This is a genomic window from Heyndrickxia faecalis (genome assembly GCF_040267745.1).
Taxonomy (GTDB): Bacteria; Bacillota; Bacilli; order Bacillales; family Bacillaceae_C; genus Weizmannia; species Weizmannia faecalis.
In genome coordinates, this window is the sequence record NZ_CP158453.1 from 3,210,671 (window position 1) to 3,226,091 (window position 15,421).

Sequence of the window (15,421 nt, forward strand, 5' to 3'; positions counted from 1 at the left end):
CACCCCTTATCCTTATTCTTTGATCCATTTGTTTTTGATTTTGTCGTATTCCCCGCTGTCTTTCAGTTCTTTCAAAGCTTTGTTGACGGCTTTTACGAGTTTCGTATTGCCTTTTTTCATGGCAATGCCGTACGGTTCTTTCGTGAAAGTGCCACCTACAACCTGGTAGTTCGAGTCTTGGGCGGCCATGCCGTACAGAATCGAGTTGTCGGTTGTCAGTGCATCGCCTTTGCCGGATTTTAAAGCCGTGAATGCTTCTTGATAGTTTTCATACTCTAACACGGTTGTATCCGGAGCGGCTTTTCTGACGTTGTCACCAGATGTCGCACCTTTTACCGTCAAGACTTTTGTGCCTTTCGTCAAGTCTTTGACGCTCTTAATCTTGCTTCCTTTTTTCACAAGGAGCGACTGGCCGGCGTCAAAATAAACATCCGAGAAGTCGACCACTTTTTTACGATCCGGCGAAATCGTCATGGTAGCGACAACCATGTCAACATCGCCGTTTTGCAGCATTGGAATCCGGGTTTTCGATGTGACTTCTTTCAGTTCGACTTTGACTTTGTCACCGAAAATTTTCTTGGAAATCGCTTTGGCAATGTCTACATCAAAGCCTTCCACATTTCCGGTTTTAGGGTCTTTGTAGCCAAATAGATATGTATCATATTTGACTCCAACGACCAATTTCCCTCTGTCTTCGATTTTTTTGATCGGATCATCGCTTGCAGAACCGGATCCGCCTGTCGATTTTGATTTGCCGCAGCCTGCAACCAGTGCTGCTGCCAAAATGAAAACCAATCCTGCTGCTAACCATTTTTTGACCTTTCCCATTTGAATCCCCCTTTTTTATTTATGGTCACCGCGAAAGCAAGCGCTTTGCGGAAGTCCCCAATGATAAATGTTTTATGCTGGTACTGCTTTGAGTAGCACGGTATTCCCGCGGGCCGGCACCTACCATTCCTTGGCTTATGGCCATGATTGCGCACCATCCCCGGATATGAATGTATATGCAGATGCAAATGGTTTATGACTGCGACTGGAACCGGCTTTCCCGGCGATTGACGGCCACCGTACGTGTACCCGATAGCCGCGGATCGTTTGCTTTCATTTTTTGGCATCCTGACCCGCGTGGTACAGGTTATTTGGCCGCCACGAGAAAACGGCTTTCCGGCAGTGATGCCGCCATGCGTGCACCCGATAGCCGCGGATCGTTTGCTTCCGATTTCTGGCATCCTGCCCGGGCGTGATGCAGGGTGTTTGGCCACCATTCGTAGCCGGCTTTCCGGCGATCGACGGCCGACATGCGTGTACCCAATAGCCGCGGTCGTTTGCTTCCATTTTTAGCATCCTGCCCGGATACACATGTTTTGCAAGTGTATGTACCATGGCCTGTGGTTAATGGTTCAGCACACGGTTTAAAAAGGTGCGGGCGCGTTCTTCACGCGGGTTTTTGAAAAAGTCTTCCGGCGTATTGTCCTCAATGATTCTCCCCTGGTCCATGAAAAGGACGCGGTCCGCCACTTCGCGGGCAAAGCCCATTTCGTGCGTGACAACTACCATCGTCATACCGTCTTTTGCGAGTGCTTTCATAACGTCGAGCACTTCTCCGATCATCTCGGGATCCAAGGCAGATGTCGGTTCGTCAAACAGCATAATGTCCGGCTCCATTGCCAGCCCCCTGGCAATTGCGACACGTTGCTGCTGGCCGCCTGATAACTGTGACGGGTAGGCGTTTGCTTTATCCGGAATGCCCACCCTTTCCAAGTAGTGCATCGCCTTTTTTTCCGCTTCTTCCTTACTTTGGCCCAGCACTTTGATCGGCGCCAGCGTGATATTTTGCAAGACAGTTCTATGCGGATACAAATTGAAGTGCTGGAAGACCATGCCGATGTTTTTGCGAAGATCGTTGATATCGGTTTTTTTGTCATTGACTTTCATATTGCGGACGAAGAGCTCGCCGTCCGTGATGTCTTCCAGACGGTTGATGCAGCGGAGCATTGTACTCTTCCCTGATCCGGAAGGCCCGATCACAACGACGACTTCCCCTTCTTTTACTTCAAGGTTAATATCTTTTAAAACGTGAAAATCACCATAGTATTTGTTGACATGACGGAATGAAATCACATCATCACCTCCCGGCTGCTCATCTTTTTGGTGTGCGCTTCCAGTATTTAGAAACCTTCCATTACTCCCTATTTTAGAGTATATCAATCTATTCAGATAACATCAATATTTTTATTGAAGGTATTTTTCTGTTTTTTAATGTAAATTTCCTGGGAGGATATTTTTATAAAATATTAAAAATCTCGGCGTTCTCTTTGGCGAATGGAATTCAATTTCCGGGAAGAACGCTTTTTTAAATAAATAGGAAACAGCTTATAAAGGTTTCTTGCCCTGCTGCCATTTTTTTCAATAAAAAAAGCCATTCCAAAATGCTTACCCACTTCGGAACGGCTGGTGCACATTATGTTTTTTTCTTTGGCTCCGTACTTTGGCCGGTAACTTCAAGAACATCAAGGAAGAACATCACAATGGGAATACCAAGAATGAGCCCCCACAGACCGAAAAAATGCTCACAAAAAATTAAAATGAGAAAAGTGTAAAAAACAGGCATATTCGTTTTTGAGGACATCAGCTGCGGATTCAGCACATAGGCTTCCACGGCATGCACGATGACAATCAAAATGAGGACATACAGTACTTTCATTCCGCCGCCGATGCTGTAAGCGATGATACAGAGCGGAATGAGCGAGATGAAAACGCCGGCGACCGGGATAAGGCCGAGAGCAAAAATGAGAATGGCGAGCCCGAATAACTGCGGAAAGCCGAGAATCCAGAGGCCGATCGTGGTAAGCACGGAATTCACAACGGCGATAATGAACTGGGCCTCGATCACTTTCCCGAATGTCCCTACAAATTTGACACCGAAATACTCGATTTCATCGTAAAACGCTGCAAGTTTGCTCTTTTTAAACTGTTTTGTAAAACGGATGATCCGCTCTTTTTCAAGCAGGAAAAACAAACTCAGGATAATGGCCATGAAGACCTGGATGCTGACTTTGCTGATGCTTGTAAAATAATCGAACAGGATAGAAACGCCTTTTTGTGCGTAGTCGACAATTTTCTTTTCCTGGATGTTTTTCACAATATAATTCAGTACTTCATTGTGCTGAGGTTTTGTGTAAAAATCGGAAATCTGCATAACAAGCTGGGTAATTTCATTGACCAGGATCGGAAAATATTTGATCACGCCGAGTGTGAGGCCGCCGAGAATCAAAATGTACACGATTAAAACAGCCAGTCTGCGTTTGATCGGAAACCATCTTGTCACAATTTTTTGCAGTCTGTTGACAAGATAGGAAAAAATAAAGGTGAGCAGCATCAGGTCCATCATGCTGCGCAGAAAATACAGGATAAGTGTGATCAGCACAAAGATAAGGACCCTTCTGACCCCCCGTTTTTGAAATAATGAAAACAGCCGGTCTTCCATCGTATTGTTATTGCCCCCTCCGGATTCAAAGGAACCATTTTTCTATTTACCCTTATCTTAACACATTTATAGCCGGTTCAAGTAATTTAGCCGGCGAGGGATGTGTAAAATTTTTTCCTGCCATAAAAGGAAATAAACCATACAGATGAATCAGCCCATGGGGAGCCCTCCGTTCCTGCTGCTATATAAAAAGAACTTAAGTTTTTCGCGTCAAAATCAATTACGATCAGGATAGACATTGCTTCTGGCAACTAATGTTTGGTTCAACTTATATAGCACGATCAGGAAAATTGAATCCGTCCCCGGGGACAGGGCGTTACGGCTGCATTTTCGGCCCGTGAAGGTGTCAGGGCGGTCGTCTTTCGGTGTTTTACCGTGAAAAATGTTCGGATGACGGCAGCGCGAATAAAAAACTGGCTGCTGCGTTTTTCGCAAAAAGGATCAGACATTTTTTGCAGCACTGGCAATGAGATGAAAAGTGGCAGTATGCTGGTCGTATTTTTACACGACGGCTCGTGAAGGTGTCAGGGCGGTCGTCTTTCGGTGTTTTACCATGAAAAGCGTTCGGAAAATGGCGGGGTGCATGCAAAAAATGGGCCGCTGCGTTTTACAGCGGCCTATGGTTATGATTTACTTTTTTTCACTTGCGGCTTTTCTTCTTCGTCAATGGCGTCACGCACGCCTTTTTTGAATTCGCGCAATGTTTGGCCGGCTGCCCTTCCAAGCTGCGGGAGTTTCGACGGGCCGAAAATTAATAGGGCAACAACAAGAATAATGAGAACTTCGCCAAAGCTGAGATTTCCAGGCATTTTTTCCCCTCCCCGGGCTTCTTTATCTTTATCTTATAGTGTATTGTAAACATTTTCAACTTATAATCACTTGAATTCAATTTATTTTCTGATTAAGCATGGCGGGGTTCGTAAAAAATTTATTCGTTTTGGCCGGTGTCCATGGTAGAATAATGTAGTCTGGAGGTGACGTTTTTGCATTTGTGGAATTTGTTTGTGGCCGCAATTCTCGGCCTTGTGGAGGGGCTGACAGAGTTTGCCCCGGTTTCTTCGACGGGCCATATGATTATTGTGGATGACTTGATTTTGAAATCGAATCATCTTTATGGCACTGAAGCGGCAAATGTATTTAAAGTGGTGATCCAGCTTGGGTCCATTATGGCGATGGTTGTGGTTTTTTGGGACAGATTTTTAAATTTGCTTGGCCTGAAAAAAAATATTACGAGAGAGCAGATGTACGGTGAACGGCTGAGATTGACGCATGTGATTACCGGGCTCGTTCCGGCGGCTGTGCTCGGCTTTTTGTTTGAAGACTATATTGATGCCCATCTGTTTTCGGTGAATACGGTACTTGTTGCCCTGGTGGTTGGAGCCATTTTGATGATTGTAGCGGATCTCACGCGCCCACGTCGGCCGAAGACGGAGACGGTCGACCAGATTACATATAGACAGGCGTTTGTGGTTGGGCTTTTTCAATGTCTTGCCCTGTGGCCGGGTTTTTCACGTTCCGGCTCCACGATTTCAGGCGGCGTCTTGCTTGGCATGAGTCACCGTGCGGCAGCGGACTTTACGTTTATTATGGCCGTGCCGATCATGTTTGGCGCGAGCTTTCTTTCGCTTGTAAAGCATTGGGGTGCCGTAACACCTGAGACGATTCCGTTCTTTATTACCGGATTCATCAGCGCGTTTATTTTCGCCTTAATCGCGATCAAGTTTTTCCTCGCACTGATCAACAAGGTAAAGCTGGTCCCGTTTGCGATATACCGCATCCTTTTGGCGATTGTTTTGCTTCTTTTGATTTGGAACCGATAAGATTTTGGCTGCGCGGCGTTGCGCGGCTTTTTTATTTTGGCTTTTGCCGCGTTTGATGTTGAACGAAGCGTCTACGGTAATTTGTTCTGCTCATCAAAAAAGGCTGCCGAACGCGTGGCGGGCAGCCTTTTTTGATACAGCCGTATTGCAGTGAAAATGGTGCATCCAGATTTGTTATTTTTTAAAATGGTAGGGCATTGTTGCAACGACAACGTCTTTTTCCCAGAGAAGGCGCATCCGGATGAGGAGCGCGGACTGGTTGTGCAAAATGTTTTGCCAGCGTTTTTTCGGAATGAACTGTGGAATGAGTACCATGACCTGGTACTTGTTTTCTTTTGCTTTCCGCTGGATAATTTCCAAAAATTTGGCAAGCGGCTGGACAATGCTCCGGTAAGACGAGTGCAGGGTGACAAGGCGGACACCACAGTCCCACTCTTTCCATTTTTCTTCCATTCTCTTCTCGTCTTCATGGTCAAAAGCGACATAAACTGCTATGACCTGATCCGAGAGCGACTTTGCATAATTAATCGTCCGTTCCACGACCGTTGTAATGCCGGCCACCGGGACAATGATCACATTGGAGTGGATTTCTTCCTGAAACACCCCTTTAATCCGCAACTGCTCGCCGACCGCCTCGTAATGCCGGTTCACTTTCCGGAAAATAAACATGACGATCGGCAGGAAAATCAAAACCGGCCATACTTGCATGAATTTCGTAATGAATAAAATCGCAAGGACGCTAAATGTAATAATGGCACCGACAAAGTTGACCGACATTTTGCCGGCCCAGCCTCTCGGTCTTTGAGTGACCCATTTCACAATCATGCCGCATTGCGCAAGGGTAAACGGAATGAACACGCCGACTGCGTACAACGGAATGAGGCGCTCGGTATTGCCCTGGAATGCGACAATTAAAATCATGGAAGCAGCGCCGAGAAAAATAATTCCGTTTGAGTAACCAAGCCGGTCACCGCGGATCGTGAACATGCGCGGCATAAATTTGTCCCTCGCCAAGTTAAAAGCGAGCTGCGGGAACGCAGAGAATCCGGTGTTCGCAGCAAGCACGAGAATTAAAGCCGTAGTTGCCTGGACGAAATAGTACAAAACACCGTTGCCAAGTGCCCGGTGTGCCATTTGCGATACAACGGTTTCTGTTTCTTTCGGCGCAATGCCGAGCCAGTATGCGAGAAAACTGATGCCCGCTAAAAGCGATGCCAGAATGATACCCATCATGGCAAGCGTGCGGGCTGCGTTTCTCGGTGCCGGGTCGCGAAAGTTCGGGATCGCGTTGGAAATGGCTTCGACCCCTGTCAATGCCGAACAGCCGGATGAGAAAGCTTTTAGCAAAAGAAACAGTGAAATGCCGGCGACCGGCGTACCGATATGCGGATGCAGGTTTTGCGGAACTTGCCCCGTTACGGTTTTAAATAAACCGACAACAATGATGACAATCAATGCAAATACGAACAGGTAAACCGGGTATGCGAGCACATTGGCTGATTCCGTCAGCCCGCGTAAATTCAAAATCGTAATGATCAGAACGAGAAAAACCGCAATCTGCACACTGTACGGATGCAAGCTCTGAAACGCGGAAGTAATGGCATCTGTTCCGGCTGAGACGGAAACGGCCACCGTTAAAATGTAGTCCACCAGCAAGGATCCGCCTGCAAGAAGGCCGGGGGTGACGCCGAGATTTTCTTTCGAGACAAGGTATGCCCCACCGCCTTGCGGATAAGAGTAAATGACCTGGCGATAAGATAAAATAAGTGCAGCCAATAAAATTAAAATGCCGACTGTAATTGGAATAGAATACCAAAATGCCAGCGTCCCCACTGTGGCAAGTACAATCAGCACCTGTTCAGGCCCGTATGCAACAGATGAAAGTGCGTCGGATGACAGAATGGCCAGTGCTTTTAACTTGGTCAGCTTCTGGCCTTCGAGTTCATTTGAACGCAGCGGTCTCCCAATTAACAATCGTTTTATCGTGGTGAACATTTGAATTGTCTCCTTTTATCTGCAGTGTTTCAAAAATGCTTCCCCAAAAATAAGAAAAACCACAAAGAGAATTTATCTCCCCTGTGGTCTATTGCCCGATCACAGTTTCACATCCTCTCTTATAACGCTGACGGGGTTAGCTGTCGGGTTCGGGCATAAGAGTGGCCCTGCCTTTTTAAAAAAAGGTTTCACCCCAAAGCGGCGCGCGGCCGCCAACCTGGTTCCCCCGTTCCGTTTCCGGATTAAGCGGTTCAGTTATGAAACACAAATTTTTCATACGACATCCTATCTTACTCCCGTTACCATGGTTTGTAAAGACTATTTCGCAATTGCGTTTCGGTATGTCCATCTTTACCCGCCATATCCCCGGGCAAACTGTCTTTATTCACAGTACCTAATTTTCGATCATGCTTCTTTTGAAGAATATCCGAATGTGCCTAAAGCATGCAAAAAACAAGGTTTTTCGGCAAATCCGGAGTAAAGAGATAAACAGAGTTAGGAAGGTAAAACCTGGGGATGAAAAGATGACCTCTTGGGGCAGGCGGATCAATTGGAAACATAAGACCAAAAGAGGTGCGAACCCGGTGGAATTGTCTAATTAGGAGCTCCATTCGGGCCCGAAATGTCCTTTTGAACCTGTCAAAAGGACAAAACGTGCCGCATCCGGGAATGAAATGTCCTTTTGAACCTGTCAAAAGGACAAAAGGAATTGCATCCGGGCCCAAAATGTCCTTTTGAAGCCGTCAAAAAGACAAAACGAGCTGCATCAGGTAACGAAATGTCCTTTTGAACCTGTCAAAAGGACAAAAGGAGTTGCATCCGGGCCCGAAATGTCCTTTTGAAGCCGTCAAAAAGACAAAACGAGCTGCATCCGGGCCCGAAATGTCCTTTTGAACCTGTCAAAAGGACAAAACATGCCGCATCCGGGAATGAAATGTCCCTTTGAACCTGTCAAAAGGACAAAACACGCCGCATCCAATTAGACAAATTAGGCGAAAACCCGTTGAAAATGTCTAGTTAGGCGTTCTAATTGGACAAATCCAAGCGTAAAACCCGTTAAAAATGTCTAATTATGGTCTAATTAGGCGTTCCAAACGCCAAAATCCATTACGATCAGGATAGATTTGCTTATGGCTGTCCGGCGCACCAACAAAGAAAAAAACCCGCAAGTTGCGGGCTTTTTTTAAAACTTAATTTTTTCTTCCAAAAAGGCTTTAAGTTCCGTGATTGGCACACGGGTTTGCTCCATTGTGTCACGGTCGCGGACGGTCACCATATGGTCGTCGCGCGAATCGAAGTCGTATGTGATGCAAAACGGTGTGCCAATTTCGTCCTGGCGGCGGTAGCGCTTGCCGATCGACCCGGTTTCGTCAAAATCAACCATAAACGTTTTCGACAAATCCGAAAAAATGTCGCGTGCTTCAGCTGATAATTTTTTCGACAGCGGCAAAACCGCGGCTTTGTATGGCGCAAGGGCCGGGTGCAGGTGCATGACCGTACGGCTTGTGCCGTCTTCAAGTTCCTCTTCTGCATAAGAGTCAATCAGAAATGCCAGTGCTACACGGTCCGCCCCAAGCGACGGCTCAATACAGTACGGAACAAAGCGTTCATTCGTTTCCTGGTCAAGATAAGTGAAATCCTCGCCGGAATATTCCATATGGCGTTTCAGGTCGTAATCGGTACGGGAGGCTATGCCCCACAGTTCGCCCCAGCCGAACGGGAAGTTGTATTCAAAGTCGGTGGTCGCGTTCGAGTAGTGGGATAGTTCTTCTTTTTCATGGTCGCGCAGCCGCAAGTTTTCTTCCCTCATGCCGAGATTCAGCAAAAATTCGCGCGCATACTGTTTCCAGTAGTCAAACCATTTGAGCTCTTCGCCCGGCCTGCAGAAAAATTCAAGTTCCATCTGCTCGAATTCGCGCGTACGGAAAATGAAGTTCCCCGGGGTGATTTCGTTCCGGAAACTTTTTCCGATTTGGGCAATCCCGAACGGCAATTTTTTACGCATTGTCCGTTGTACATTTTTAAAATTGACAAAAATGCCTTGTGCGGTTTCCGGGCGCAAATACAATTCATTCGTGCTGTCTTCGGTTACACCCTGGTACGTTTTGAACATCAGATTAAACTGGCGGATGCCGGTCCAGTCTTTGCTGCCGCAATCCGGGCAGGCGATGTCATGCTCTTTAATCAGCGCTTCCATTTTTTCAAACGGCAGGCCGTCAACAATCATGTCGATCCCTTTTTCATGCAGGGCATTTTCGATCAGTTTGTCGGCACGGTGCCGGGCTTTACAGTGTTTGCAGTCGATCATCGGGTCATTAAAATTGCCGAGGTGGCCGCTTGCTTCCCATGTGCGCGGGTTCATCAGAATGGCAGCATCAAGGCCGACATTGTACGGCGACTCCTGGATGAATTTTTTCCACCAGGCTTTTTTGACGTTGTTTTTGAATTCGACGCCGAGCGGGCCATAATCCCAAGTGTTGGCAAGTCCTCCGTAAATTTCCGAACCCGGGAAAATAAACCCGCGGTGTTTCGCGTGCGAGACGATTTGATCCATCGTGACGCTCATTGTCATCTCTCCTTTTTTCATTGAAATGGTTTCCCCTGGGGACGGGAATGTTTCCATATAAAAAGCTCCCGGCTCCAGGCAACAGCCTGGGGACGAGAGCTTGAATTCCCGCGGTTCCACCCCAGTTGATGCGAAATTTTCGCACCCACTTTCCATGAAAAAAACTCCGGACTGCCGTTTCACCGGGTTCCTTGCCGGGCTTCCACCGCCCCCGGCTCGCTTTAAAAGGAAAAGTTCCGGCTACTATTGATCCTTCATCGTCGCTATTTGAATAGAAATACTATACCAAAACCGGGCAGGACAAGTCAATGCCCGGCTTGCTTTGGAATGAATGTAGTAATCGCGTTATTGTGACAGAGGCTTCCGCGCTTTGCCAAACCCTTCGCTCTTTCCGGGAATGTTTTGTTGAACTACCGGGGCGGACCGGACCGTACTCTCCGGTTCACCTTTCCGGCTCCAAAAAGACACGCTTTGTCTTTTTTACATGGGGTACATAAGAATCCCCGATTAATAAGGATTGGCGATTTGAAACAAGGTCAGTTTTTGTTCCATCAGGTTTAAAACCGGGTAACCTTCGACTTTAAGAACAGGCTGGTTTGGATGAAGCGGATGGATACGGATAATGCTCCCTTTCACCCCGTTACGCAGTGTAATCGGCTGTTTCCGGTAATTTTCCATCAGAAAGTTGGCAAACGGGAGGACAATTTCCCGATCGAGCCGGCCAGCATCGGCGTCCGCCATTAATTCGTCAATTGCAAAAAACACCGGCTGCCTCCTGCGGTATGCGCGGTTGGAACAAATGGCGTCAAACGTATCCGCCACCGATAAAATTCTGACAAGAAAAGGAATGGTTTTCCTGCCATCCGGATAGCCTGAGCCGTCCAGCCGTTCATGGTGCATTAGGGTCCCTTTTAAAATCATCGGGTCGAGCGATGTTTTCTCAAGCAGCCGGTAACCCGCTTCCGGATGCTTCTTGATCAAGGCAAACTCTTCATCTGTTAGTCTTCCCGGTTTATTGAGAATTTGCGGGTCAATGGTGAACTTGCCAATATCGTGGAAAAGCCCCATTTGCGCCAGCAGGCTTTGCTTTTCAGGATCCAGCTTCAAAATTTTCCCAATATTGGCAGCGATCAGCCCGACATGGATACAGTGTTTGAACAAATATTCGTCAGCGGAGAAATGCTCCATTAGTTCCAAAATAGACGTCCGGGTCGTAAACACTTCTTTGTAAAGCTTGCGAAAATTTTTTTCCATACTCTCCACTTCTGCATCACAAAGGGTTGTTTTCACTTGAATGATGCGCTGGAGTTCTTCCATTTCATGGTAAATACTCTCATATAATAAGTCATGGAAGATCCCGGGCACTTCGGTGGCAATGCGCCTGCCGTCCAATTCCGGATCGCGCAGGACTTCATATTTATTTAAAATGGCAGCGAGCCTTTCTGTAAGAAACGTCCCTTTCCGCAGCAACAGGACGCCGCTATTGGAGTACAAATCTTCTTCTAACTTTTCCCCTTTTTGAAAAAACATTGAAAAAGCTCCCCTTGAACGTACTTTTTTTACATTTTAACACAGGAATTGTTCGTGAGAGGAAGCCTTTCCGATTTTTCTTAAAAAGTTCATTTATGTTCCGCTACCTGCCAGGCATCCCATTGCAAGCGGGCATCAGTTTTCCACCGCACTTTCCTGTTTCAGAAAACGTACGACTTCCGCATAGTTTCCCGTAACGAGCGCCGGGTTTTGCAACAATTCCTCTATTCTTTTTGTATCATCCGTTTCGACGAGAACAAATCCGGGAAACGCCTGCAGCTGGATCAGCGGATTGATGCGGCGGATATCTTCATACTGATAATGCAGCTCCAAGGAGACATGATCCATTTCAAGAAACGGCACATGCTCTTCTTCATACCACTCTTCATCTGTCACAACGATCAAAGTATAATAGCGCTGGTTTTCCGCTGCCCGTGAATGGCCTTTTTCACTGATGATCCGGTCAACGCAAATCAGGCCGCCCATTATGATGAACGCAAATACAGCGTACAGCCATAAATGGGACAACAACAGCAATACCGCTGTAATCAACGAAAGGATACTCAACCTTTTTGCCACCATTTGAAGCAGTAAAAGGACATCACTCATCATTCACGTCTCCCAATTCATGATGTAAAAAATACTTTCCTATATGATATGCCTGCATGGTTGAATCGGTGCTTTTCGTTTTCGTTTTTTTGCAGATTGGAGCATAATAAAAAAGCGAAAGCAAACAGGAAAGGAGCACTACCATGAGCAAATACGATAAACTGTTTGAACCCATTACGTTTAAAAGCGGCGTCAGGGCGGAAAACCGCATCGTGATGGCGCCGATGACCCATTATTCCTCGAATGATGACGGCACGATTTCCGATGCTGAGCTGCGTTATTACGCGGAACGTGCCAAAGGACCGGGGATGGTCGTGACAGCATGTGCCAATGTTACGGAAAACGGAAAAGCGTTTACCGGGCAACCCGGCGTGCATACAGATGAAATGGTTGAGAGCATGAAAAAACTGGCACAAACGATTCAGCAAAACGGCGCAAAAGCGGTTGTGCAAATCCACCATGGCGGCCGCGAATGCCCGGCTGAACTCGTGCCCGGCGGGGATGTTGTGAGCGCGAGTGAAACAGATTCGTCAGACGGCAGCGTCCATGCGCGCGCGTTGACAGGAGAAGAAACCGCTGAAATTGTGAAAGCATTTGGCGAAGCAACACGCCGCGTGATCGAAGCCGGTTTTGACGGCGTTGAAATTCACGGTGCAAACGGTTATCTGATTCAGCAATTTTTCTCCCCGTATACGAACCGGCGTGAAGACGAGTGGGGCGGCAGCCTGGAAAAACGGCTTGCATTCCCGCTTGCTGTCGTTGATGCTGTGAAAAAAGCGGTGGAGGAATATGCAGATCGGCCGTTTTTAGTCGGATACCGCTTGTCCCCGGAAGAACCGTACGAACCGGGAATTACGATGGATGACACGTTCGCGCTGTTGGATGCGCTGATGGAAAAAGAGCTCGACTACGTGCATATTTCCCTGCAGCATTTCTGGTCTAAAGCCCGCCGCGGCGGTGAACCCGGCCGTCCGCGCATGGAACAGATCGTGGAACATACTGCAGGCCGCGTGCCTTTGATCGGCGTCGGTTCCCTGCACACAGGAGACGAGGTTTTGAAAGCAATGGAAACCGGCGTGCCACTTATTGCCCTCGGCCGTGAGCTTGTCATGGAACCGCATTGGGTGGAAAAAATCAAAGCCGGACAAAAGGATGCGATTCAAACCGCGTTACAAAAAGGCGACCGCGAACGGCTCGTTATTCCGGAACCGCTGTGGAAGATGATCATCTCAACGCCGGGCTGGTTCCCGTTTGCAGAATGACATCTGCATGTTGCACGGCATTGTCAAAGAATGAATGGCTGCGCCGCGGGGCTCGGTTGACGACCGAATTGAAGCATACGTAATTGCCAAAGAATGAGTGGCTTACTGCGGGGCTCAGTTGGCGATCGAATTGAGCATACGCAATTGTCAAGAAATGAATGGCTTTGCCGCGGGGCTCGGTTGACGACCGAATTGAAGTATACGTAATGACCAAGGAATGAATGGCTGCGCCGCGAAGCTCGGTTGACAACTGAATTGAAGCATATGTAATGGTCAAGGAATGAATGGCTGCACTTGTCCAATCTGGCCTAGAGCTAAAGCCAGAGTATATAGATGCGATGGAATGGGCATCATTATATATAAGTTGGCATGCAATTTTTGGGCTGGAATTACCTACCTTCTCCAGTTATTGACTGGCACGTATTGCTGCGGGTTTTCAGCACGCGGCTTTTGCGCGACTTACGGCGTACCCGGATTGGTTCCCGCAAACACCGTTAACAACGCAGGATTCTGCCTGGTGTAAGAACCACTATACTGCGAAAGAAAGTGCAAAAAGCACTGTTAACATGCAGGGTTCTGCCTACCTGCTGATTCAGAAACCGAACCCTTTTAAAAAAAGGGTTCGGTTTTCTTGACTTTTTTCACTTACAATATTAAACTAAGTTACGAAAAGTAAGTTTTAAAGACAGGAGGAATTCATGATGACAAAAACAAAATGGGCAGTTGACTATGCACATAGCACCATTGATTTCACAGTAAAACATATGATGATTTCAAAAGTAAAAGGGTCTTTTCAAAAATTCGAAGCCGAAATCGAAGCTGATCCCCAAGATTTAACGGATGCAAAAGTTTCTTTTATTGTTGATGCCAGCAGCATTCATACGAAAAATGATGACCGCGATAATCATCTTCGTTCTGCAGATTTCTTAGATGCTGAACAATATCCGAATATTACATTTGTTTCCAAGTCGGTTACAAAGGCAGGGGACAATGATTATAACGTTACCGGTGATTTAACGATTCATGGCGTGACAAAAGAAGAAACCTTTAAAGTCACATTTGAAGGGATTTCGAAAAACCCGATGAGCGGCGCGGAAACAGCCGGCTTTAGTGCAGAAGGGACCGTAAAACGGAGCAATTACGGCCTTACTTGGAACGCAGCCCTTGAAACAGGCGGTGTCCTCGTTGGCGATGAAATCAAATTTACGGTGGAATTAGAAGCAAGCAAAGCAGAATAATTGCGGAAGCGCCAATTTAAATTGGCGCTTTTTTCTTTGGTCAGATCATGCTTCTTATGGCCAAAACATCCCGGATATTTTGGGATGCTTTTTTTCTAAATAAGAACTTGTCTCATTTTTTGTGATGTGCATCACAAATAAGCGGGTGCTGATGGTTTATGATGAAGACAGCAATGGAATGGAGGAGTGAATTCAATGGAACGTTTTACAACAAACCAGACTGTCGGGGAAATTGTAACTTTATTTCCAAAAGCGGCGGATCTGTTTAAAGCAAACCGTATCGATTTTTGTTGCGGCGGCAATGTGTCTGTGAAAGAAGCAGCGGAAAAGCGCAACCTGTCAGCAGATGAACTGGTTGATGCCATTTGCAACCTTTATGGCCAATATGCCGGAAAAGCCGTTGGGCAAAATTGGAATGAAGCGGGCTATACGGAAATTGTCAACCACATTCAGGCCACCCACCATGCGTTTTTGCGCGAGGAGCTGCCAAATTTGAGCCCGTATGTGACAAAAGTGATGCGCGTCCACGGCGGCAACCACCCGCATCTCATCGAAGTGCATGAACTGTTTAGCCAATTAAAGGCAGAACTGCTGGCGCATACTGAAAAAGAAGACGCTGAACAATTCCCGGCCATTCGTGCATACGAAAGCCATCCATCTGCCGCTAACCTGAAAGCCGCGACAGCCGGTTTGGCCGATCTTGAAACAGAACATGCCGCTGTCGGGGAAATTTTGCACCGGCTTCGCGAAATTACCAATAACTATACATTGCCGGAAGGGGCATGCCGTACATTCCAGCTCGTGTACCAACGCCTTGAAAATTTTGAAAATGATACATTCCAGCACATTCACCTGGAAAATAATATTCTATTCAAGCGGTTGCTCGAAGAAGCCGTTTGACTTTTAAAAGGCTG

12 protein-coding genes, 1 riboswitch and 1 other annotated feature are annotated in these 15,421 nt (G+C 47.0%); of the genes, 4 read left to right on the forward strand and 8 right to left on the reverse strand.

What is annotated here, in order from left to right; all coding sequences use genetic code 11:
* Nucleotides 1-12: 12 nt before the first annotated feature.
* From ABR335_RS15335 to ABR335_RS15350, 4 genes are all read right to left on the reverse strand, one after another.
* Nucleotides 13-828: a transporter substrate-binding domain-containing protein gene (locus ABR335_RS15335; protein WP_014096261.1), complete on the reverse strand. Its 816-nt coding sequence runs from the start codon at nt 826-828 to the stop codon at nt 13-15.
* 564 nt (nt 829-1,392) lie between these two features.
* Entirely contained in the window at nt 1,393-2,193 is an 801-nt protein-coding gene (locus ABR335_RS15340) for an amino acid ABC transporter ATP-binding protein (protein ID WP_372510097.1), read from the reverse strand.
* 268 nt (nt 2,194-2,461) lie between these two features.
* Nucleotides 2,462-3,487, reverse strand: a complete 1,026-nt coding sequence (locus ABR335_RS15345) for an AI-2E family transporter (protein WP_017551741.1) — start codon at nt 3,485-3,487, stop codon at nt 2,462-2,464.
* Between the two features lie 623 nt (nt 3,488-4,110).
* Nucleotides 4,111-4,296, reverse strand: a complete 186-nt coding sequence (locus tag ABR335_RS15350) for a twin-arginine translocase TatA/TatE family subunit (RefSeq protein WP_017551739.1) — start codon at nt 4,294-4,296, stop codon at nt 4,111-4,113.
* Between the two features lie 174 nt (nt 4,297-4,470).
* Between ABR335_RS15350 and ABR335_RS15355 the strand changes: the two genes are divergently transcribed.
* Nucleotides 4,471-5,307 carry an undecaprenyl-diphosphate phosphatase gene (locus ABR335_RS15355; protein WP_013858270.1) on the forward strand — a complete coding sequence of 279 codons (837 nt, stop codon included), beginning with the start codon at nt 4,471-4,473 and terminating at the stop codon, nt 5,305-5,307.
* Between the two features lie 174 nt (nt 5,308-5,481).
* Here the strand turns inward: ABR335_RS15355 and ABR335_RS15360 are convergent, their stop codons facing one another.
* The 4 genes from ABR335_RS15360 to ABR335_RS15375 form a co-directional block, all read right to left on the reverse strand.
* On the reverse strand, nt 5,482-7,302 hold the full coding sequence (locus ABR335_RS15360) for an APC family permease (RefSeq protein ID WP_046722022.1): 1,821 nt from the start codon (nt 7,300-7,302) through the stop codon (nt 5,482-5,484).
* A 109-nt stretch (nt 7,303-7,411) separates the two neighbouring features.
* Nucleotides 7,412-7,561, reverse strand: a riboswitch (cyclic di-AMP (ydaO/yuaA leader).
* 924 nt (nt 7,562-8,485) lie between these two features.
* Nucleotides 8,486-9,868: a glycine--tRNA ligase gene (locus tag ABR335_RS15365; protein WP_026684984.1), complete on the reverse strand. Its 1,383-nt coding sequence runs from the start codon at nt 9,866-9,868 to the stop codon at nt 8,486-8,488.
* An 85-nt stretch (nt 9,869-9,953) separates the two neighbouring features.
* Nucleotides 9,954-10,135 (reverse strand) — a binding site (T-box leader).
* A 240-nt stretch (nt 10,136-10,375) separates the two neighbouring features.
* On the reverse strand, nt 10,376-11,398 hold the full coding sequence (locus ABR335_RS15370) for an HD-GYP domain-containing protein (protein ID WP_350346365.1): 1,023 nt from the start codon (nt 11,396-11,398) through the stop codon (nt 10,376-10,378).
* A gap of 135 nt (nt 11,399-11,533) precedes the next feature.
* Nucleotides 11,534-12,007, reverse strand: a complete 474-nt coding sequence (locus ABR335_RS15375) for a hypothetical protein (RefSeq protein WP_350346366.1) — start codon at nt 12,005-12,007, stop codon at nt 11,534-11,536.
* Between the two features lie 143 nt (nt 12,008-12,150).
* Between ABR335_RS15375 and ABR335_RS15380 the strand changes: the two genes are divergently transcribed.
* The 3 genes from ABR335_RS15380 to ric all read left to right on the forward strand — a co-directional run bounded on the left by ABR335_RS15380 (nt 12,151) and on the right by ric (nt 15,407).
* Nucleotides 12,151-13,269 (forward strand): NADH-dependent flavin oxidoreductase, encoded by a 1,119-nt coding sequence (locus ABR335_RS15380; protein ID WP_350346367.1) that lies wholly within the window; start codon nt 12,151-12,153, stop codon nt 13,267-13,269.
* 701 nt (nt 13,270-13,970) lie between these two features.
* Entirely contained in the window at nt 13,971-14,507 is a 537-nt protein-coding gene (locus tag ABR335_RS15385) for a YceI family protein (protein ID WP_350346368.1), read from the forward strand.
* A gap of 195 nt (nt 14,508-14,702) precedes the next feature.
* Nucleotides 14,703-15,407, forward strand: a complete 705-nt coding sequence (gene ric / locus ABR335_RS15390; RefSeq protein WP_265114482.1) for an iron-sulfur cluster repair di-iron protein — start codon at nt 14,703-14,705, stop codon at nt 15,405-15,407.
* Nucleotides 15,408-15,421 lie beyond the last annotated feature (14 nt).

Excerpts from the sequence above, each read along its gene's own strand:
- ABR335_RS15350 (WP_017551739.1), bottom strand. The coding sequence starts at position 4,296 with ATGCCTGGAAATCTCAGCTTTGGCGAAGTTCTCATTATTCTTGTTGTT.
- ABR335_RS15360 (WP_046722022.1), bottom strand. The coding sequence starts at position 7,302 with ATGTTCACCACGATAAAACGATTGTTAATTGGGAGACCGCTGCGTTCA.
- ric (WP_265114482.1), top strand. The coding sequence starts at position 14,703 with ATGGAACGTTTTACAACAAACCAGACTGTCGGGGAAATTGTAACTTTA.
- ABR335_RS15365 (WP_026684984.1), bottom strand. The coding sequence starts at position 9,868 with ATGAGCGTCACGATGGATCAAATCGTCTCGCACGCGAAACACCGCGGG.
- ABR335_RS15345 (WP_017551741.1), bottom strand. The coding sequence starts at position 3,487 with ATGGAAGACCGGCTGTTTTCATTATTTCAAAAACGGGGGGTCAGAAGG.
- ABR335_RS15380 (WP_350346367.1), top strand. The coding sequence starts at position 12,151 with ATGAGCAAATACGATAAACTGTTTGAACCCATTACGTTTAAAAGCGGC.
- ABR335_RS15370 (WP_350346365.1), bottom strand. The coding sequence starts at position 11,398 with ATGTTTTTTCAAAAAGGGGAAAAGTTAGAAGAAGATTTGTACTCCAAT.
- ABR335_RS15375 (WP_350346366.1), bottom strand. The coding sequence starts at position 12,007 with ATGAGTGATGTCCTTTTACTGCTTCAAATGGTGGCAAAAAGGTTGAGT.
- ABR335_RS15385 (WP_350346368.1), top strand. The coding sequence starts at position 13,971 with ATGACAAAAACAAAATGGGCAGTTGACTATGCACATAGCACCATTGAT.
- ABR335_RS15335 (WP_014096261.1), bottom strand. The coding sequence starts at position 828 with ATGGGAAAGGTCAAAAAATGGTTAGCAGCAGGATTGGTTTTCATTTTG.